Genomic DNA, 21,518 nt, shown 5'->3' with positions numbered 1-21,518 from the left:
CCTTTTTTTAAGGCTTTTTTATTTCTAGAAACAAACCACTCGACACTACGGACAAGCCTTGCAAATAAAATACGAAAATAGTATACTAGAATCACAATCATGAAAACGTTTGCGCATCAAGATAAATAAAAGTAAATTAGGAGACAGAACAATGGAATTAACAGCCATTTACCATAGACCAGAGTCGGAGTATGCTTATCTTTATAAAGACAAGACAATGCACATTCGTATCCGGACTAAGAAAGATGATATTGAAAGCATCCATTTGCATTATGGAGATCCTTTTATCTTTATAGAGGACCATTATGAAGCAAGCAAGGATCTGATCAAAGTAACTTCCGATGCCTTATTTGATTACTGGCAAGCGGAAGTTTCAGTTGGCTATGCGCGACTCCAGTATCTTTTTGAACTCAAAGATAAGCTAGGTCAGAGTATTTTGTATGGCGATAAGGGATGTGTTGCAAACACGCTAGAAAATCTTCATTATGAAGGAAATGGATTTAAAATTCCTTATATCCACGAGATTGATGCTTGCTATGTTCCTGACTGGGTATCAAATACAGTTTGGTATCAGATTTTCCCGGAACGTTTTGCTAATGGGAACCCTGAGATTTCACCTGAAGGTGCGTTAGCTTGGGATTCCTCTATCAAACCAAAAACGAGTGATTTCTTTGGTGGTGATTTACAAGGTATCATTGACCATCTGGATTACTTGCAAGACTTAGGGATTACAGGTCTTTATCTCTGTCCGATTTTTGAATCCCCAAGCAATCACAAGTATAATACGACGGATTATTTCGAAATAGACCATCATTTTGGAGATAAGAAAACTTTTCGTAAACTGGTGGAGGAGGCCCATCAGAGAGGGATGAAAATCATGCTGGACGCTGTTTTCAACCATATTGGGGACAAATCTCCACAATGGCAGGATGTTCTCAAACATGGTGAAGATTCCGTTTACAAAGACTGGTTCTATGTTCAAGAGTTCCCAGTGACCAAGGATAAGCTGGGAAACCCTAGAAAACTCCCTTACCATACCTTTGCCTTTGCCAGCTATATGCCCAAGCTCAATACGGCCAATCCTCAAGTCAAAGACTATCTCTTAAAAGTTGCGACCTACTGGATTGAAGAGTTTGATATTGATGCTTGGCGCTTGGATGTAGCTAATGAAGTGGACCACCAATTTTGGCGAGATTTCCGGAAGGCTGTCCTGGCTAAAAAGCCTGACTTATACATTCTTGGAGAAGTCTGGCACACTTCTCAGCCTTGGCTAAATGGCGATGAATTCCACGCAGTCATGAATTATCCTCTCTCCGACAGCATCAAGGATTATTTCTTGCGAGGGACTAAGAAGACACCTCAATTCTTCAATGAGATCAATAGCCAGTCTATGTACTATAGACAACAGATTTCGGAAGTGATGTTCAATCTTCTGGATTCGCACGATACGGAGCGTATTTTGGCTACTGCCAAGGGAGATGCCCAACTGGTTAAGTCTGCCCTAGCTTACCTCTTTTTACAAAGAGGGACACCGTGTTTCTACTATGGAACAGAGTTGGAGTTAGGTGGAGGGCCAGATCCAGATTGTCGTCGTGTCATGCCTTGGGAACGTGTTTCCGACAGTAATGACATGCTTAATTTTATGAAGAAGTTGATTCAGCTTCGTAAGGAGGTTTCAGGCATTATACAACATGGCACCTATAGCCTAAAAAAAATTAAGCCGGACGTGCTAGCTCTTGAATGGGATTATGATGGACAAAAGGTCCAAGCCATTTTTAACCAATCAACTGAAAACTATCTTATAGATAGTGAGTCTGTAGCGCTAGCCAGTCATTGCGAAAAACTAGACCAGCAACTGGAAATTTTGCCTAAAGGTTTTATAATCCGATAAAAATCGTACTCAAAAAGACTGTTATGAATAGGTGATTCGTGCAGTCTTTTTTTGACTTATGTAGTATAATAAAGCTAAATCACGGATTACTTGTTGAGGGATTAGTGAAGAGTGTTTAAAAAGTAATAGAGAATGGTACTCTAGAAGGAGAATTGCATGAAACGAACGAGAAAAGTAGTAGCCTTGGGACTGTGTTTGCCCTTATTTCTTGGATTGGCTGCTTGTCAGCAAAATAATACGAGCACTGAAGCTGCAAACCAGACACAGACCAGTTCGGATAAAGTTCCTTGGACGGCTTCATATACCAATCTGAACAATCAGGTCAGTACCGAAGAGGTCAAATCTCTCTTATCAGCTCACTTGGACCCAAATAGTGTTGATGCATTTTTCAATCTTGTCACAGATTATAATGCGACTGTCGGTTCTACTGGCTTAAGTGGGGATTTTGCCTCCTTTACGAAGACAGAATACGACGTAGAGAAAATCAGCAATCTCTGGAATCAAAAAAAGGGTGACTTTGTCGGGACCAACTGCCGTATTAATAGCTATGCGCTCTTGAAAAATTCGGTCACAATTCCAAAACTTGAAAAGAATGATCAGCTGCTTTTTGTGGATAACGACGCTATCGATAAGGGAAAGCTATTTGATGCGAAAGATAAGGAAGAGTTTGATATTCTATTTTCTAGGGTAAAGACGGAAGCAACGACAGATGTAAAAATTCACGCGCAGAAGATGGAGAAATTCTTCTCCCAGTTTCAATTCAATGACAAAGCTCGAATGTTGTCTGTTGTATTGCATGACAATTTGGATGGAGAGTTTCTTTTTATTGGGCACGTAGGTGTTTTAGTGCCAGCTGAGGAGGGTTTCTTATTTGTAGAGAAACTGACTTTTGAAGAGCCCTATCAAGCTATTAAGTTTGCCAGCAAGGAAGATTGTTACAAATATCTATCCACCAAATATGCGGATTATACAGGTGATGGACTAGCTAAGCCTTTCATTATGGACAATGAAAAGTGGGTTGAAGGTTATTAAGATAGGCAAAGGAGAATCGGATGGAAACAGTGATGGCACTTTTAGTTCTCATTCTTATCGGATTCTGGGCTGTAAGCATTCTCAAGCCTGGTAAGGCAAATAAAAAGGAAAGATTTATTGGCTATATGCAGCGCTATGATATAGATGGTGAGGGTTATCAGTCAGAAGTCTGGGAAGTGACGGAAGATGAGAATGAGAAATAAGGAGGAGTATCCAAAAACAGTAGATTTCTTGCCTTTTTCAAGAAAGGGAACTAATAGGAGGAAACATTATGGGAATGATTGCTAATTATCAATATCTATCTGATAATGAATTAAGCCAAATAAAGCGGTATTCTTGTCAGGAAGAGGATTTGCTTGACTTGGTAGAGGATTATCCTGAGGGAAATGATACGTTGATAGATATTGACAAAATGTGGGATGTCTTACTCTTTGTTATGACAGGTTTTAGTAGTTCAGAATTTATGGATGACGCTCCCTTGAGAGAAGCTGTCTTGGGAGCAACTCCTTTAGAAAATGTATCAGAGTATGTGGCTTATACTGAACACTCAAAGATAGCTGAGATTGTTCAAGCTTTATTGAATTTTGACGTGGATAGGACTCTAGCTAACTTTAGCATGGAAGCATGCAAGAAGTCAGATTTATACCCCGATATTTGGGATTATCTTGAAGAAGAGGAAGAAATCAAGGATGATATTCGAACCTGTTTTGTAAAAATGAAAAACTTTTATAAGAAAATCTTAACTCTCAAAGGAAATGTCTTAGTAACTATTCGTTAACTACTTTTACCAACTGTTAGTCAGGTGCGTGATGAATGCACATGTAGAAAATCATACACCTGATGATTTGTCTGGTGAAGGAAATATTCCACAGTGTAGTCGGATGGGATAGATAGAAATTGGTTATAGAATTTGTAAGCATAATAGATTTTAAACGTTAAGATGGAGGATTAAAGAGATGGGAAAAATTGAATGGGAAAATGCAAAGACGCGTTTAGATGCCTTGCTTGTCATTGATGAGTATCGAACAGATCCAAATAAGACCTGGCTTCGATTGATCGTTAAGACTGAGGAAAGCTACGGAATCCGTTACCTTATCGACAACGGTTCTGGTGATTCTCTAGATGTGATTTTCACTGATAAAATGATCCTTATAAAGGGCTTTGATCATGAAAGCAGTTTGAGTCAATTTGCTGCGGATGAGTGGGATCAAGACATCATAGACGGATTTTATAAAGGGCTGGATGAAAAGTATAAAAACCTTTACTCAGAAGAACAAAAAGACGAAACAACCTTCCTTATCTGGTATGACGGTCAAGAGCATCAAAATACCTACCAAGAGCAGGATGGTGGCGAATGGTTGTTATCCTATTTCTTTGACAGTTTTGAGAAATTTCATGAGTTTGTGACGGATTACTATTCAATTACCGTAGATAAGGACTTACTTAGAAAACTTTACAATCAAGGACAGCTTTCAAAAGTAGAATTGGAGCAGTTGATTCACACTTCCTAGCTGGAAATATGTATAAAATCTGATGAAAAGAATTGATTTTCAATATCAAGTTATACTTTAAGATTATTGAAGTAGCTAATGGTTGTAGTTTCTTTTTTCTTATTCCTATGACGTTTTAAAGCGATTTCCTTTTATAGTTCAACAGAATTTGACGAATAAAAAATAAAATTCTTTAAAAAAGTTTCACAAAATCCTTTACAAGTTCTTATAAACATGATATAGTTATAAGGCTTAGAAAATGAGATGATGTTTTCTAGCAAATATAAACCCGAGTAAAAAATGCCTACGGACAGGCAGGGTTGAATGCCGAAGCGTGGTTAGAAAGCCACATTATTGATAGGGTTAAAAGCCTACTTTTATAAGTTGATGTTAGGACGTTTGTCCTAATTCATAAATTTTTAGTGTGGTGAAAGCACACGTCATCTTGTGAAACGATCAATAAAGTACGTAATATTTGCTACTAGAGAGTTAGGAAACATCAGGAACAGACATACTCAACAGAAACCAAAATACACACGTCAGAAGATTGCAGAGCAGGTGAAAACCTGCTCTTTTTTCATAAGTCAACCTTTAGTCGCTTTTATCTTCTTGAGGTGCTAAAAATACGGTAAAGGAGTTTGTCTTGAAGAAGTTAGATCAAAACCAAGCCCCAATTTATGAGGCCTTGGTCAAGCTACGCAAGAAAAGGATTGTCCCCTTTGATGTGCCAGGTCACAAGCGTGGACGTGGAAATCCAGAACTTGTCGAACTATTAGGAGAAAAATGTGTTGGAATTGATGTCAATTCGATGAAACCCTTGGATAATCTAGGCCATCCCATTTCGATTATTCGAGATGCGGAGGACTTAGCTGCGGATGCTTTTGGTGCAGCCCATGCCTTTCTGATGATTGGGGGAACAACCTCATCAGTTCAAACCATGATTCTTTCCACCTGTAAGGCAGGAGATAAGATTATTCTGCCACGAAATGTCCACAAATCTGCTATCAATGCGTTGGTTCTATGTGGAGCCATTCCCATCTATATCGAGATGAGTGTGGATCCTAAAATCGGCATCGCTTTAGGTCTTGAAAATGACCGGGCTGCCCAGGCCATTAAGGAACATCCAGATGCTAAAGCTATCCTAATCAACAATCCTACTTACTATGGGATTTGTTCAGATCTTAAGGGATTGACAGAGATGGCTCACGAAGCGGGCATGCTGGTTTTAGTGGATGAAGCCCATGGAGCGCATTTGCATTTTACAGATAAATTGCCACTATCCGCTATGAATGCTGGGGCGGATATGGCAGCAGTTTCTATGCATAAGTCTGGCGGAAGTTTGACTCAGAGCTCCATCCTTCTTATCGGGGAGCAGATGAATCCTGAGTACGTTCGTCAGATTATCAACCTGACCCAGTCTACATCTGCCTCTTACCTACTTATGGCTAGTCTAGATATTTCTAGACGAAACTTAGCCCTTCGTGGCAAAGAGTCTTTTGAGAAAGTCATTGAACTCTCCGAGTACGCTCGTCGTGAAATCAATGCTATCGGTGGTTACTATGCCTACTCAAAAGAGTTAATAGACGGAGTGTCGGTCTGTGATTTTGACGTGACCAAGCTGTCCGTTTATACTCAGGGTATTGGCTTAACAGGGATAGAGGTTTATGACCTCTTGCGAGACGAATACGATATTCAGATCGAGTTTGGTGATATTGGCAATATCTTGGCTTATATTTCCATCGGTGACCGCATCCAAGACATCGAGCGCTTAGTCGGTGCTTTGGCTGATATCAAGAGACTCTACTCAAGAGATGGAAAAGACTTGATTGCTGGAGAATATATCCAACCTGAGTTGGTGCTATCTCCTCAGGATGCCTTTTATTCAGAGAGAAGAAGTTTAACCTTGGATGCGTCGGTTGGACAGGTCTGTGGGGAATTTGTCATGTGCTATCCTCCAGGCATCCCAATCCTAGCACCGGGTGAACGGATTACACGAGAGATTGTGGATTATATCCAATTTGCCAAGGAACGTGGTTGTTCCCTCCAAGGGACGGAAGATCCAGAGGTCAATCACATCAACGTCATTGAGAGAAAGGAGAACTAGATGGATTTATGGTTTTCTGAAGTTCATACTCCGGATGTGAAACTGTCCCTGAGAACAGCCAAGCAACTCTATGCTGGTAAAAGTGAATGGCAGGATATCGAAGTCTTAGATACACCAGCTTTTGGAAAGATATTGATTTTAAATGGGCATGTCTTGTTTTCAGATGCGGATGATTTTGTCTACAATGAAATGACTGTTCATGTTCCTATGGCTGTACATCCAAATCCCAAGAAAGTTTTGGTTATCGGGGGTGGTGACGGCGGTGTTGCCCAAGTTTTGACACTGTATCCAGAATTGGAACAAATCGATATTGTAGAACCAGATGAGATGTTGGTTGAGGTTTGTCGTGAGTATTTCCCAGACTTTGCTGCAGGGCTAGATGATCCTCGTGTTACCATTTACTACCAAAATGGTCTACGCTTTTTACGAAACTGTGAAGATGACTACGATATTATCATCAACGATGCGACAGATCCATTTGGACATACGGAAGGGCTTTTTACCAAGGAATTTTACGGAAACAGTTACAGAGCTCTCAAAGAAGACGGCATCATGATCTATCAGCATGGGAGTCCCTTCTTTGACGAGGATGAGTCAGCTTGCCGAAGCATGCACCGCAAGGTCAATCAAGCCTTTCCAATCAGCCGGGTCTATCAGGCGCATATCCCAACCAGTCCAGCTGGCTATTGGTTGTTTGGATTTGCATCGAAAAAATACCACCCTATCAAAGATTTTGACAAGGAAGGCTGGAAAAAACGCCAGCTTTTCACGGAATACTATACTGCAAACTTGCACGTTGGAGCCTTTATGCTGCCCAAGTATGTAGAAGACATTTTAGAAGAAGAGGAAGGAAAAAAATGAGTCGTTTATTAGTTATTGGATGTGGGGGCGTTGCCCAAGTTGCTATTTCAAAGATTTGCCAAGATAGCGAAACCTTTAAAGAAATTATGATTGCTAGCCGTACCAAGTCAAAATGTGATGACTTGAAGGCTAAACTGGAAGGTAAAACAAGTACAAAGATTGAGACAGCTGCCCTTGACGCTGACAAGGTTGAAGAAGTGATTGCTTTGATTGAAAGCTACAAGCCAGAAGCCGTTTTGAACGTAGCTTTACCATACCAAGACTTGACCATTATGGATGCTTGTTTAGCGACTGGAGTTCACTATATCGACACAGCTAACTACGAGGCAGAGGATACAGAAGACCCTGAATGGCGTGACATTTATGAAAAACGTTGCAAGGAACTTGGTTTTACAGCCTACTTTGACTACTCATGGCAGTGGGCTTATCAGGAAAAATTCAAAGAAGCAGGCTTGACCGCTCTGCTTGGATCTGGCTTTGACCCAGGTGTAACCAGCGTTTTTTCAGCTTACGCCCTTAAACATTATTTTGATGAAATCCACTATATCGACATTCTAGACTGTAATGGTGGTGACCACGGTTATCCATTTGCGACGAATTTTAATCCAGAAATCAATCTCCGCGAGGTTTCTGCGCCAGGTTCTTACTGGGAAGATGGAAAATGGGTCGAAGTCGAAGCTATGTCTATCAAGCGTGAGTATGATTTCCCTCAAGTTGGACAAAAAGATATGTATCTCCTTCACCATGAAGAAATCGAATCACTTGCCAAAAACATTCCAGGTGTTAAACGCATTCGTTTCTTTATGACTTTTGGCCAATCTTATCTAACGCACATGAAATGCTTGGAAAACGTTGGTCTCCTTCGTACAGATGCTATTAACTTTAACGGCCAAGAAATCGTACCAATCCAATTCTTGAAAGCCTTGCTTCCAGACCCAGCCAGCCTTGGCCCACGCACTGTTGGTAAAACTAATATCGGATGTATCTTTACAGGTGTCAAAGACGGTGTTGAAAAGACCATCTACATCTACAATGTCTGCGACCATCAGGAATGTTACGCAGAAGTTGGTTCACAAGCCATTTCTTATACAACGGGTGTTCCTGCTATGATTGGGACAAAATTAGTGATGGATGGCACTTGGAAACAACCAGGAGTTTATAACCTTGAAGAGTTGGATCCAGATCCATTCATGGAAGCTTTGAATGAGTACGGATTGCCATGGGTTGTGGTTGAAAATCCACAAATGGTGGACTAATGAAGTTAGAACAAGTACCAACGCCAGCCTATGTCATTGACTTGGCAAAGTTAGAAGCCAACTGCCGCATTTTACAATATGTACAAGAAGAAGCTGGTTGCAAGGTTTTGCTTGCCCAGAAGGCTTATTCCCTCTACAAAACCTATCCACTAATTAGCCAGTATCTCTCTGGTACAACGGCTAGTGGACTCTATGAAGCTAAGTTAGCTAGAGAAGAGTTTCCGGGGGAAGTCCATGTCTTTGCACCTGCTTTCAAGGATGCAGACTTGGAGGAATTGCTTGAGATAACAGACCATATCGTTTTTAACTCTGAGAGACAATTGCGTAAACATGGGCCTCGTTGTCGTGAGGCTGGTATTAGTGTAGGTCTACGTCTCAATCCTCAATGTTCAACGCAGGGTGACCACGCGCTCTATGACCCTTGTGCACCAGGTTCTCGTTTTGGTGTGACACTTGATAAAATTCCTAGTGATTTGTTGGATTTAGTGGACGGACTTCATTTTCATACTCTTTGTGAGCAAGGTTCAGATGATTTAGAGACAACTTTGAAAGCAGTAGAAGCGCAGTTTGGACCCTATTTGCATCAAGTTAAATGGCTCAATATGGGTGGTGGACACCACATCACAAGAGAAGACTACGATGTGGATTTACTGATTTCTGAAATTAAGCGTATCCGAGAAACTTACAATCTTGAGGTCTATATCGAGCCGGGTGAAGCTATTGCGCTTAATGCAGGTTATCTAGCGACGGAAGTATTGGATATTGTAGAAAACGGTATGGAAATCTTGGTTTTAGATGCCTCTGCGACCTGCCATATGCCAGATGTACTTGAAATGCCCTATCGTCCACCTTTGAGAAATGGATTTGAGGCTCAGGAAAAAGCCCATACCTATAGACTTTCTTCTAATACCTGTCTGACAGGTGATGTGATTGGCGATTATAGTTTTGAAAATCCAGTTGAAATTGGAGATAGACTCTATTTCGAAGATATGGCTATTTACTCCTTTGTCAAAAATAATACCTTTAACGGTATTGGCTTGCCAAGTCTCTATCTCATGGACGAGCAGGGTGACTGCAGCATAGTCAAAACCTTCGGCTATCAAGACTTTAAGGGGAGATTATCATGATAGAAACTCCGAAAAAAGCAGGCTATCGTATGCCAGCAGAGTACGAACCACACCATGGTACCCTCATGATATGGCCGACTCGACCAGGTTCATGGCCCTTTCAAGGAAAGGCTGCCAAAAGAGCATTTACTCAGATTATCAAGACTATAGCAGAAGCGGAAACTGTTTATCTTTTGGTGGAGCAGGATAATCTATCTGAAGCCCAGTCCTATCTTGGAGAAAAGGTTGTTTATCTAGATATTCCTACTAATGATGCCTGGGCGCGTGATACGGGGCCGACCATTCTCGTCAATGAAAAAAGAGCAAAGTTGGCAGTTGATTGGTCTTTCAATGCCTGGGGTGGGGCTGTAGATGGTCTCTACCAAGACTATGAAGCAGATGACCAAGTAGCTAGTCGTTTTGCTGAGGCCTTGGAAATGCCTGTTTACGATGCCAAACCTTTTGTACTGGAAGGCGGAGCGATACACAGCGATGGTCAAGGAACCATTCTTGTGACTGAAAGTTGCCTACTAAGCGCTGGTCGCAATCCCCACCTGTCTAAAGAGCAAATTGAAAACACCTTATTAGAGAGCCTTGGCGCTGAAAAAGTTATCTGGCTGCCTTATGGTATTTATCAGGACGAAACCAATGAACACGTTGACAATGTTGTAGCCTTTGTCGGTCCTGCAGAGCTTGTCTTGGCTTGGACAGATGATCAAAACGATCCCCAATATGCCATGTCAGTAGCTGATTTAGAGCTCTTAGAGCAAGAAACAGATGCAAAAGGGCGTCACTTCACCATTCATAAGCTTCCTATCCCAGCTATTCGTCAAGTTGTCACTAAAGAAGATTTACCAGGCTATACCTATGAAGAAGGGGAAGAAGAGCGTTATGCAGGTGAACGTCTTGCAGCTTCCTATGTGAATTTTTATATCGCCAATAAATCTGTCTTAGTGCCCCAGTTTGAGGATGTAAACGACCAAGTGGCCCTAGATATTCTCAGCAAGTGTTTCCCAGACCGTAAGGTCGTAGGAATACCAGCAAGAGACATTCTGTTAGGTGGTGGCAATATCCACTGTATCACCCAACAAATCCCAGAATAGGAGAAGAAGATGAGAAATGTTAGAGTTGCAGCGATCCAGATGCAATGCGCCAAGGATGTGGCAACAAATATCCAAACAGCTGAACGTTTAGTTCGCCAAGCTGCAAAACAAGGCGCACAAATTATTCTCTTGCCAGAGTTGTTTGAACGTCCTTATTTTTGTCAGGAACGCCAGTATGACTACTACCAGTATGCCCAGTCGGTGACAGAAAATATAGCCATTCAGCATTTTAAAGTGCTTGCTAAGGAACTAAAAGTTGTTCTACCAATCAGTTTCTATGAAAAAGATGGCAATGTCTTGTATAACTCTATCGCCGTCATTGATGCTGATGGAGAAGTGCTGGGCGTTTATCGGAAGACCCACATACCAGATGACCATTATTATCAAGAAAAGTTTTACTTTACGCCTGGTAACACTGGTTTCAAGGTCTGGGATACTCGCTACGCTAAGATTGGGATTGGCATCTGTTGGGATCAATGGTTCCCTGAAACAGCGCGCTGTCTTGCTCTGAATGGTGCTGAATTGCTCTTTTATCCTACAGCCATTGGTTCAGAACCAATTTTGGATACAGATAGTTGTGGTCACTGGCAACGTACGATGCAAGGGCACGCAGCAGCAAATATTGTTCCGGTTATTGGAGCCAATCGTTATGGTTTGGAGGAGGTCACTCCTAGTGAGGAAAATGGTGGACAGAGTTCCAGTCTTGACTTCTACGGTTCGTCCTTTATGACGGATGAAACAGGAGCTATTCTAGAGCGAGCTGAAAGACAAGGTGAAGCTGTTCTGTTAGCCACTTATGACCTTGACAAGGGAGCAAGCGAACGCCTCAACTGGGGACTGTTTCGAGATAGAAGACCAGAAATGTACCAACGAATTACGGACTAGAAGGTAACTTTCAGAATAAACTTTTGACATTCACGCCTGTCTTACAAAAATGTAAGATAGGCTTTTTAAATGTAAGATAGGTGTACGATTATACGTGGAAATGTATGCTATACTCTATGTAGATAAAAAAGAAAGAGGTTTATTATGAAAAAATGGAATGCGACGCAGTTGAAGTATCTGATGGCAGCAGTAATGGTTCTAGACCATATTCCTCATATCACCGGAATCGTTTCTCCTCTGTGGGAAGGTATCTTTCACGCTTTGACCCGTTGTGTGGGAGTTTGGTTTGCTTATATGGCTATGGAAGGATTCATCCATACTCGGAATTTGAAAAACTACCTCATCCGCCTTTGGAGTTGGGCGCTTATCATGTTTGCTGGAAATAGCCTCCTCAATGCCCTATTTGCATCCAAGGGAGTAATGGTCACTAATAATATTTTCTTGACTTTGGCCATCGGTGTTACCATGCTTTGGATTGGTTTTCCCAGAAAAGAGTTGGATAAAAACGAGAAGTTGTGGCGTCGGATTGGAGTTGCTGGGCTCTTGATTTTCGGTTGTCTTTTTACTGAGGGTGGCATCACCATGCTACCATTTCTCTTGATTAGTTACTCTTGTCGAAATCGTAAGGGATTGCGAAATCTCCTCTATGCCTTTCTGTGGGCCTTTCTGTTAGTGACTTCCATCCAAATTTACGACACTTGGCACCAAACACTAGAAATGATGCTTTACAATTCTGACTGGCTCTTTATCACCGTATTTCCTTTTATGGCCTTGTATAATGGACAGCGAGGAAAAGAAACCAGTTGGAGTAAATATTTCTTTTATATTTTCTACCCAGCTCATCTATGGATTATTACCCTGGTTGCTTATTTGGGTAAATAGCAAAAAAGCAAATAGCAGTAAATTCTGTCTATTTGCTTTTCTTTTTATAAAATATACTTCTCAATGGCGCGTGCAACGCCTTCTTCTTCATTGCTGGCTGTAACGTCATTAGCAAGGGATTTGACATGGTCGCTGGCATTTCCCATAGCAATGCCAAGTCCTGCAAACTGAAGCATTTCGATATCATTATTGGCATCGCCCATGGCCATAATTTCTGAGGGCTCGATTTTCAAAATCGCTGCTAGTCGAGAAAGAGCAGTAGCCTTTGTTGTTCCAAGTGGCATAGCTTCATAAATGACAGGCTGCGAACGAACACCGCTGAACCGTTGGCATAGTTCTGTCGCAAAACGCTGCTCAAAATCGTCTGTTTGCTCTTTTGTTCCTAAAAACATGCCTTGGAACATCCGATACTTGCCACTAGTCGCGTCCTCAAGGGAGATTTCAGTCAGGTCTGAAAAGACGAGCTTGGCATCATTTTGAACAATTTCATTAGGCTTACCACCGAGGACAAAATAATGTTTCTCATCAAAAAGAGTTAACTGGACGTCGCTTTTTTCTGCTAGGTCATAAAGGTATTCAATGTCAGCTGGACTGAGTTCGTGCCAGTCCACTAGACTCCAGTCACTGGTCTGGTGAGTTGAACAACCGTTATTGACGATGACATACTCATTCTGGAGATCTAGTCCCAGTTTTTTGTAGTAAGGAAGAACTCCAAAAAGCGGGCGACCTGTACAGAGAACCAGTTTGACACCTTTTTCAAGAGCTTGGTGAATGGCAGTGATGTGGGCTTGCGGGATTTCCTTGGCTTCATTGAGGAGGGTTCCGTCCATATCCAAGGCAAGTAGTTTAATCATAAGACTTCCTTTTCTAGGTGTTTTGCTTTTATTATAGCATATAGACTATAAAATGTCTGATAGAATTGTAACATTCGACTTTCATTTTCTTGAAAAACAAAATAAATTCTTATATAATATGTATACTTAATATTTAAGGAGAAAAAATGTCAAAGTATCACTTTAATTCAATTTACAAAAATGATGAAACAGAATCTACAGGTCTTCTTTTCATCAAAGTCTACAACAAGTGGGAAAGCAATTTGAAAAGAGTCTTGAAATCAGTTGGCCTCACTTTGCCTCAATTTATCGTTTTGACTTCGCTTTTGTTTCTGTCTAATAGAGAGGAATATGTAACGCAAGTTGATATTGCTCGGTTCACTGGTATGGATGTCATGACGGTTTCCCAGATTGTTAGACTACTGGAGAAGAAGGACTACATTAGACGTGATCAACATCCAAAGGATAGTCGGGCAAAACTGGTCTCAGTGACGAAGTCTGGCGCGGAGAAGGTCAATCAAGCTTTACCCTTAGTAGAAGGGATTGATGAAAATTTTTTTGAAAAACTTTCTAACGATAGAGAAAGTTTTAATCGCATGTTAGCAGTGTTGGAGGATAAAAATGCCTAGATATTGGGTCGGAGTTGTTTCAAAGAACCATGTTTTAAGAGGAGTTGAGGGAAATTTTTGTCAGGTCTGTCATGGAAAGGGCGGCCCCTTAAATCGTATGAAAAAAGGTGACTATCTTTTATACTATAGTCCAAAATACGATATGAATGGTCAAGATAAGTTACAAGCTTTTGTGGCCGTAGGTAAGATTATAGATGACAAAGCCTATCAAGTAGAGCAGTTTGAAGGATTCTTTCCCTTTAGACGAAATGTCGAGTATTATCAACCAGTCAAAGATTGTTCCATAGAAACAGCCAGACAACATCCTGAATGGAAAGACTATACTTCTCGACTTCGTTATGGGCATTTTGAAGTTTCCAAAGACTTTTTCCTCTATATCTTTCAGCATATGAAAGTGGATGATGAAGCATGATTGATTTGCTAGTTAAATGATTTTCAACAAGAATTTTGGATTTGGACTGTGAAGCGAACTTTGCTATAATAGAGTAAGAAACTTTGATAAACCAAACGAGGCTGAGATGAAATTACTTTATACTGATATTCGGACTTCTTTGACAGAAATCTTGACCAGAGAGGCGGAAGAGCTGGTTGCTGCAGGCAAGCGAGTTTTCTACATCGCACCCAACTCTCTTTCATTTGAAAAGGAACGTGCCGTGCTGGAATGTTTGTCCCAGCAGGCATCTTTTGCGATTACCGTCACGCGATTTGCTCAAATGGCTCGTTACCTGGTTTTAAATGATTTGCCAGCTAAGACGAGTCTAGATGACATCGGTCTTGGGATGGCTTTTTATAAGTGCCTTGCGGAACTCGATTCCAAGAATTTACGTGTTTATGGTGCGATTAAACAGGACCCTCAATTTATCCAGCAGCTGATTGAACTTTATCATGAGATGACGACTGCTCAGATGTACTTTTTAGACTTGGAAAGTTTGACGGATGAGGACAAGCGAGCAGATTTACTCTTGATTTTTGAGAAGGTGACTGCCTATCTCAATCAGTCTCAGTTAGCTCAGGGAAGTCAGTTGTCTCATTTGATTGAGGCTATTGAGAATGATAAGGTAAGTAGTGATTTCAGTCAGATTGCCTTAGTCATTGATGGGTTTACCCGTTTTTCTGCTGAGGAAGAGCGTGTAGTGGATCTACTCCATCGCAAAGGTGCTGAGATTGTCATTGGCGCTTATGCAAGTAAGAAGGCCTATACCAGTCCGTTCACTGAAGGAAATCTCTACCAAGCCAGTGTAGAATTTCTCCATCATTTAGCTACTAAATACCAAACACCTGCTCAGGATCGTTCTCAGACTCATGAGAAGATGGATAGCTTTGACAAGGCCTCTCGTTTGCTGGAGTCTTCTTATGACTTTTCAGAATTAACATTGGAGGTCGATGAGAAGGACCGAGAAAACCTGCAAATCTGGTCTTGCTTGACGCAAAAAGAGGAGTTGGAGCTGGTAGCTCGCGCTATTCGTCAGAAATTACATGACAATCCAGATCTGAGTTACAAGAATTTCCGTATTCTCTTAGGGGATGTGGCTTCTTACCAGTTATCGTTGAAAACCATTTTTGACCAGTACCAGATTCCTTTCTATCTTGGTAGAAGTGAATCCATGGCTCACCACCCTTTGACTCAGTATGTGGAGTCTATTTTGCGTTTGAAACGCTACCGTTTCCGTCAGGAAGATTTGATTAATCTCCTCAGAACTGGTCTATATACTGACCTTAGCCAAGCGGATATTGATGCTTTTGAGCAATATCTCCGCTATCTTGGTATCAATGGCTTGCCAGCTTTTCAGCAGACCTTCACAAAATCCCACCATGGAAAATTTGATTTAGAGCGTTTAAATTCTCTTCGTCTGCGAGTTTTGGTACCACTTGAAACCTTATTTGCCAGTCGGAAGCAAAAGACTGAAAATCTCTTGCAAAAGTGGAATACTTTTCTAAAAAATGCTGCTTTAAGCAAGCAGATGCAAGAATTGACAGCTACTATGGAAACTCTAGAACAGGAAAGACAAGCCGAAGTTTGGAAAGCCTTCTGCCATGTTTTAGAACAGTTTGCGACGGTTTTTGCTGGTTCACAAGTTAGTCTAGAGGACTTCCTAGCCTTGCTCCATTCTGGAATGAGTTTATCTCAGTATCACACCATTCCAGCGACAGTGGACACCGTTCTGGTGCAGAGTTACGATCTGATTGCACCTCTGACTGCTGACTTTGTCTACGCCATTGGGCTGACTCAGGATCATTTACCAAAAATCGCGCAAAATACCAGTCTTTTGACAGATGAAGAACGACAAAGCCTAAATCAAGCGACTGAAGAGGGTGCGCAATTACTTATTGCAAGTAGCGAAAATCTCAAGAAAAATCGCTATACCATGCTTTCTTTAGTCAACGCCGCTCGTAAGCAGTTGGTGTTGTCAGCACCAAGTCTTCTTAATGAAAATGAGAGCAAGGAATCGGCCTATCTTCAGGAACTGGTGAGTTTTGGATATAGCCGGATAGAGAAGAAGATTCATCACAAAGGTCTGTCTAAGGATGATATGGGTTCTTATCACAGCCTCTTGTCTAGTCTAGTTGCCTATCACCAGCAGGCAGGTTCTAGTGAAAATGAGCAGGATTTAACCTTTGTCAAGGTTCTAGCGCGTGTGATGGGGAAAAAACTTGATCAAAAAGGTCTTACAAATCCAGCACTCCCAACTAGTCCAAGCAGCAAGCCATTAGAAAAAGAGACCTTGCAGGCTCTCTATCCAGCTGACAAGGAGTTTTACCTGTCTACCTCTGGTTTGACGGAGTTCTACCGCAATGAGTACAGCTATTTCCTCCGTTATGTCTTAGGTTTGCAGGAAGAATTGCGCCTACGCCCAGATGCTCGCAGTCACGGGAATTTCTTGCATCGTATTTTTGAACGAGCCTTGAAACTGCCTGCTGAAAATCCGTTTGACCAACGACTGGAACAAGCTATTCAAGAAACCAGCCAAGAACGTGAATTTGAGGCTATTTATCAGGAAAGTTTGGAAGCCCAGTTTACCAAGGAAGTTCTACTTGATGTCGCGCGAACTACGGGCCACATCCTTCGTCATAATCCAGCCATTGAAACCATCCAAGAGGAAGCAACATTTGGTGGTAAAGATCAGACCTTTATTCAATTGGATAATGGTCGCAGTGTCCATGTGCGAGGCAAGGTTGACCGTATTGACCGCCTGAAAGCTGATGGAGCGCTGGGAGTGGTGGACTACAAGTCTAGTCTGACTCAGTTCCAGTTTCCTCATTTCTTTAATGGGCTTAATTCCCAGTTGCCAACCTATCTTGCTGCCCTAAAAAGAGAAGGGGAGCAGAACTTTTTCGGAGCTATGTACTTGGAAATGGCTGAACCCGTCCAATCTTTATTAGCTGTTAAAAGTCTGGCAGGAGCAGTAGCAGAAGCCAGCAAATCAATGAAATACCAAGGACTCTTTTTAGAAAAAGAAAGCAGTCACTTGGGAGAGTTTTATAACAAAAACAAGGCCAATCAGCTGACAGACGAGGAATTCCAACTCTTATTGGACTACAATGCCCATCTATACAAGAAGGCAGCTGAGAAGATTTTAGAAGGCCAGTTTGCCATCAATCCATACACAGAAAACGGCAGAAGTATTGCCCCGTACGTTCAGCAACATCAAGCCATTACAGGTTTTGAAGCCAATTACCACTTGGGACAAGCCCGTTTCCTTGAGAAATTAGAGTTGTCTGACGGCAAACGTCTGGTCGGAGAAAAACTCAAGCAAGCTTGGTTTGAGAAAATGAGAGAGGAGTTGAATCGATGAAGCCCATTTCCTTTTTAACTGAGGAAGAGATTCAAAAACTGCAAGAAGCAGAAGCAAGTTCGAGCAAGGAACAGAAGAAAACAGCCGAGCAAATCGAAGCCATTTATACTGCAGGGCAAAATATCCTAGTTTCAGCTTCAGCTGGTTCAGGTAAAACCTTTGTTATGGCCGAGCGTATTCTGGATCAATTGGCGCGAGGTGTGGAAATCAGCCAACTCTTTATCTCGACCTTTACTGTCAAGGCTGCTACTGAACTAAAGGAACGTTTGGAGAAAAAAATCAGCCAACAAATCCAAGAAACCGATGATGTCGATCTCAAACAACACTTGGGACGTCAATTGGCATATCTGCCAAACGCTGCTATTGGAACCATGGACTCTTTCACACAAAAATTCCTTGGCAAGCATGGTTATCTGATTGATATCGCACCGAACTTCCGTATTCTACAAAATGAAAGTGAACAGTTAATCCTCAAAAACGAAGTTTTTCATCAGGTTTTTGAAGACCATTACCAAGGTGAGAATAAAGAGAAATTTGGTCATTTGGTGAAGAACTTTGCCGGACGAGGTAAGGATGAACGTGGTCTGCGCCAGCAAGTCTACAAAATCTATGATTTCCTCCAATCCACCAGCAGTCCACAAAAATGGTTGAACGAGTCTTTTCTCAAAGGGTTTGAAGAAGCTGACTTTGTAATTGAAAAAGACAAACTAACTGAGCAAATCAAACAGGCGCTTTGGAATTTGGAAAGCTTTTTCCGTTATCATCTGGATAATGATGCTAAGGAGTTTCCCAAAGCTGCCTATTTAGAAGCTGTTCAACAGGTTTTGGATGAAATTGGCTCCTTAAATCAAGAGTCCGATAGTCAGGCTTATCAAGCAGTGCTTGCGCGTGTTGTCGCCATCTCGAAGGAGAAAAATGGTCGGGCTCTAGCTAACTCTAGTCGAAAGGCTGATTTGAAGCCACTGGTAGATGCCTACAATGAGGAGAGAAAGTCCCAGTTTGCAAAACTTGGACAACTAGCAGATCAGATAACGATTCTCGAGTATCAAGAGCGTTATCATGGAGACACCTGGGAGCTAGCTAAAACTTTCCAAAACTTTATGAGCGATTTTGTGGAAGCTTATCGTGAACGTAAACGTCAGGAAAATGCCTTTGAATTTGCTGATATCAGTCATTATACCATCGAGATTCTAGAAAATTTCCCACAAGTCCGCGAGGCTTATCAGGAACGATTCCACGAAGTCATGGTCGATGAGTATCAGGATACTAACCACATTCAAGAACGGATGCTAGAATTGCTGTCGAATGGCCACAATCGCTTTATGGTGGGAGATATTAAGCAGTCCATCTACCGGTTCCGTCAGGCAGACCCGCAGATTTTCAATGAAAAATTCCAGCTCTATGCGCAAAATCCTCAAGAAGGCAAGTTGATTCTCCTCAAGGAAAATTTCCGTAGTAGTTCAGAAGTGCTGTCAGCAACCAATGATGCTTTTGCACGCCTTATGGACCAAGAGGTCGGCGAAATTAACTATGACAGCATGCACCAGCTTGTTTTTGCCAATACCAAACTGACTCCTAATCCAGACAACAAGGCAGAATTTCTCCTCTACGATAAGGACGACAACGGGCAAGAGGAGGAAGAGAGCCAAACAGAAACTAAACTCACTGGGGAAATGCGTCTGGTCATCAAGGAAATCCTGAAGCTTCATCAGGAAAAAGGCGTTACCTTCAAAGAAATAGCCCTTTTGACTTCCAGTCGTAGTCGAAATGATCAGATTCTACTTGCCTTATCTGAGTACGGAATTCCAGTTAAAACCGATGGTGAGCAAAACAATTATCTCCAATCCCTAGAAGTACAAGTCATGCTGGACACCCTGCGCGTCATTCACAATCCTCTGCAAGACTATGCCTTAGTTGCTCTGATGAAGTCTCCTATGTTTAGCTTTGATGAGGACGAGTTGGCACGCTTGTCCCTTCAGAAATCAGAAGATAAAATCCAAGAGAATCTTTACGAGAAGCTTGTCAATGCTCAAAAACTGGCAGCTAGCCAAAAAAACTTGATTCATACAGAACTAGCTGAGAAACTAAATCAGTTCATGGATATCTTGGATTCTTGGCGCTTATATGCCAAAACCCATTCTCTCTATGACTTGATTTGGAAGATTTATAATGACCGTTTTTATTATGACTATGTTGGAGCCTTGCCAAACGGACCTGCTAGACAGGCTAATCTCTATGCCCTAGCTCTACGAGCTGACCAGTTTGAAAAGAGTAATTTCAAAGGCTTGTCTCGTTTTATTCGTATGATTGACCAAGTCCTAGAAGCCCAGCACGATCTCGCAAGCGTAGCCGTCGCACCGCCTAAAGATGCCGTGGAACTCATGACTATTCACAAGAGCAAAGGGCTGGAGTTCCCTTACGTCTTTATCCTCAATATGGATCAGGACTTCAACAAGCAAGACTCGATGTCAGACGTCATTCTCAGCCGTCAAAATGGACTTGGTGTCAAATACATAGCCAAGGTGGAAACAGGAGCAGTGGAAGCACACTATCCTAAAACCATCAAACTCTCCATTCCCAGCCTTACCTATACGCAGAATGAAGAAGAACTGCAATTGGCTAGCTATTCAGAGCAGATGCGTTTGCTGTATGTTGCCATGACACGGGCTGAGAGAAAGCTTTATCTTGTCGGTAAGGGCTCTCGTGAAAAACTGGAAGCCAAGGAATATCCAACAGCTGAAAACGGAAAACTAGATAAACATACCAGACTTCAAGCTAAGAATTTCCAAGATTGGATATGGGCGATTAGTAAAGTATTTGCTAGAGACAATCTCAACTTTAGCTATCGTTTTGTTGGTGAAGACCAGTTGACTAGAGAAGCTATTGGTCAGTTGGAAAACAAGAGTTCTCTACAAGATAGATCTCAAGCAGACAATCGCCAGTCAGAAACCATTAAAGAAGCTTTGGAAATGCTGAAAGAGGTGGAAGTTTATAATACTCTTCACCGTGCAGCCATTGAGCTACCTAGTGTTCAAACCCCAAGCCAAATCAAGAAATTCTACGAACCTGTTATGGATATGGAAGGTGTTGAGATTGCAGGTCAAAGTCAGTCAGTAGACAAGAAAATCAGCTTTGATTTACCAGATTTTTCAACTAAAGAAAGGGTGACAGGAGCTGTGATTGGTAGTGCAACCCACGAACTGATGCAGAGAATTGACCTTAGTCAGCAACCAACACTTGCCACTCTGACAGAAACTCTCAAACAAGTTCAGACTAGTCCAGCTGTTAGAAAAAAGATCAATCTTTCTAAAGTCCTAGCTTTCTTTGACACACCACTTGGTCAGGAGATTCTCGCTAATACTGACTATCTCTATCGTGAGCAACCTTTTTCCATGCTCAAATGGGACCAAAAGAGTCAGGGAGACTTTGTTGTTCGTGGAATCTTGGATGGCTATCTGCTTTATGATGATAGAATCGTTCTTTTCGACTATAAGACAGACCGCTATGATGAGCCAAGTCAACTCATTGAACGCTATCGTGGGCAGTTAGCGCTCTACGGAGAAGCTTTATCACGAGCCTATTCGATTGAAAATATTGAAAAATACTTGATCTTACTTGGCAAAGACGAGGTTCAGGTTGTAAAAGTATAATC

Annotated in this window: 17 protein-coding genes; 16 read left to right on the top strand and 1 reads right to left on the bottom strand. The window is 41.7% G+C overall.

Annotated elements, in window-relative coordinates; all coding sequences use genetic code 11:
- Positions 1 to 151 precede the first annotated feature (151 nt).
- From TZ92_RS06610 to TZ92_RS06555, 12 genes are all read left to right on the top strand, one after another.
- On the top strand, positions 152 to 1,891 hold the full coding sequence (locus tag TZ92_RS06610) for a glycoside hydrolase family 13 protein (protein ID WP_045594928.1): 1,740 nt from the start codon (positions 152 to 154) through the stop codon (positions 1,889 to 1,891).
- A 156-nt stretch (positions 1,892 to 2,047) separates the two neighbouring features.
- Positions 2,048 to 2,923, top strand: a complete 876-nt coding sequence (locus tag TZ92_RS06605) for a DUF4300 family protein (protein WP_033629788.1) — start codon at positions 2,048 to 2,050, stop codon at positions 2,921 to 2,923.
- Positions 2,924 to 2,943: 20 nt separating this feature from the next.
- Positions 2,944 to 3,126 (top strand): hypothetical protein, encoded by a 183-nt coding sequence (locus TZ92_RS06600; protein ID WP_033629787.1) that lies wholly within the window; start codon positions 2,944 to 2,946, stop codon positions 3,124 to 3,126.
- A gap of 68 nt (positions 3,127 to 3,194) precedes the next feature.
- Positions 3,195 to 3,701 (top strand): YfbM family protein, encoded by a 507-nt coding sequence (locus TZ92_RS06595; RefSeq protein ID WP_033629786.1) that lies wholly within the window; start codon positions 3,195 to 3,197, stop codon positions 3,699 to 3,701.
- Positions 3,702 to 3,879: 178 nt separating this feature from the next.
- Positions 3,880 to 4,434 (top strand): hypothetical protein, encoded by a 555-nt coding sequence (locus TZ92_RS06590; protein ID WP_033629785.1) that lies wholly within the window; start codon positions 3,880 to 3,882, stop codon positions 4,432 to 4,434.
- A 622-nt stretch (positions 4,435 to 5,056) separates the two neighbouring features.
- Positions 5,057 to 6,517 carry an aminotransferase class I/II-fold pyridoxal phosphate-dependent enzyme gene (locus TZ92_RS06585; protein WP_033629784.1) on the top strand — a complete coding sequence of 487 codons (1,461 nt, stop codon included), beginning with the start codon at positions 5,057 to 5,059 and terminating at the stop codon, positions 6,515 to 6,517.
- Entirely contained in the window at positions 6,518 to 7,378 is an 861-nt protein-coding gene (gene speE / locus TZ92_RS06580; protein WP_000366710.1) for a polyamine aminopropyltransferase, read from the top strand.
- Complete coding sequence (locus TZ92_RS06575) at positions 7,375 to 8,634, top strand: saccharopine dehydrogenase family protein (protein ID WP_033629782.1); 1,260 nt, start codon at positions 7,375 to 7,377, stop codon at positions 8,632 to 8,634. Before speE ends, TZ92_RS06575 begins: the two co-directional genes overlap by 4 nt.
- Positions 8,634 to 9,761 (top strand): carboxynorspermidine decarboxylase, encoded by a 1,128-nt coding sequence (gene nspC, locus TZ92_RS06570; RefSeq protein ID WP_033629781.1) that lies wholly within the window; start codon positions 8,634 to 8,636, stop codon positions 9,759 to 9,761. Before TZ92_RS06575 ends, nspC begins: the two co-directional genes overlap by 1 nt.
- Positions 9,758 to 10,843, top strand: a complete 1,086-nt coding sequence (aguA, locus tag TZ92_RS06565) for an agmatine deiminase (protein WP_033629780.1) — start codon at positions 9,758 to 9,760, stop codon at positions 10,841 to 10,843. The genes nspC and aguA overlap by 4 nt, the downstream gene beginning before the upstream one ends.
- Before the next feature lie 9 nt (positions 10,844 to 10,852).
- Entirely contained in the window at positions 10,853 to 11,728 is an 876-nt protein-coding gene (aguB, locus tag TZ92_RS06560) for an N-carbamoylputrescine amidase (protein WP_033629779.1), read from the top strand.
- A 144-nt stretch (positions 11,729 to 11,872) separates the two neighbouring features.
- Complete coding sequence (locus TZ92_RS06555) at positions 11,873 to 12,610, top strand: TraX family protein (protein ID WP_033629777.1); 738 nt, start codon at positions 11,873 to 11,875, stop codon at positions 12,608 to 12,610.
- Between the two features lie 44 nt (positions 12,611 to 12,654).
- Here TZ92_RS06555 and TZ92_RS06550 read toward each other — a convergent pair whose 3' ends face one another.
- Positions 12,655 to 13,464, bottom strand: coding sequence for a Cof-type HAD-IIB family hydrolase (locus TZ92_RS06550; protein WP_033629776.1), 810 nt, complete (start codon positions 13,462 to 13,464; stop codon positions 12,655 to 12,657).
- Positions 13,465 to 13,610: 146 nt separating this feature from the next.
- On the opposite strand from TZ92_RS06550, the gene TZ92_RS06545 reads away from it, so the two are divergent.
- The 4 genes from TZ92_RS06545 (at position 13,611) to addA (ending at position 21,516) form a co-directional block, all read left to right on the top strand.
- Positions 13,611 to 14,072 carry a MarR family winged helix-turn-helix transcriptional regulator gene (locus tag TZ92_RS06545; protein WP_033629775.1) on the top strand — a complete coding sequence of 154 codons (462 nt, stop codon included), beginning with the start codon at positions 13,611 to 13,613 and terminating at the stop codon, positions 14,070 to 14,072.
- The gene (locus TZ92_RS06540) at positions 14,065 to 14,484 is read left to right on the top strand and encodes an EVE domain-containing protein (RefSeq protein ID WP_033629774.1); all 420 of its coding nucleotides are present in this window, start codon (positions 14,065 to 14,067) and stop codon (positions 14,482 to 14,484) included. The genes TZ92_RS06545 and TZ92_RS06540 overlap by 8 nt, the downstream gene beginning before the upstream one ends.
- 106 nt (positions 14,485 to 14,590) lie before the next feature.
- The gene (rexB, locus tag TZ92_RS06535) at positions 14,591 to 17,866 is read left to right on the top strand and encodes an ATP-dependent nuclease subunit B (RefSeq protein WP_033629773.1); all 3,276 of its coding nucleotides are present in this window, start codon (positions 14,591 to 14,593) and stop codon (positions 17,864 to 17,866) included.
- Positions 17,863 to 21,516 carry a helicase-exonuclease AddAB subunit AddA gene (gene addA / locus TZ92_RS06530; RefSeq protein WP_033629772.1) on the top strand — a complete coding sequence of 1,218 codons (3,654 nt, stop codon included), beginning with the start codon at positions 17,863 to 17,865 and terminating at the stop codon, positions 21,514 to 21,516. The genes rexB and addA overlap by 4 nt, the downstream gene beginning before the upstream one ends.
- Positions 21,517 to 21,518 lie beyond the last annotated feature (2 nt).

Source organism: Streptococcus oralis subsp. oralis, assembly GCF_000960035.1.
Lineage (GTDB): Bacteria > Bacillota > Bacilli > Lactobacillales > Streptococcaceae > Streptococcus > Streptococcus oralis_G.
This window is presented reverse-complemented; position numbering and strand designations above follow the sequence as displayed.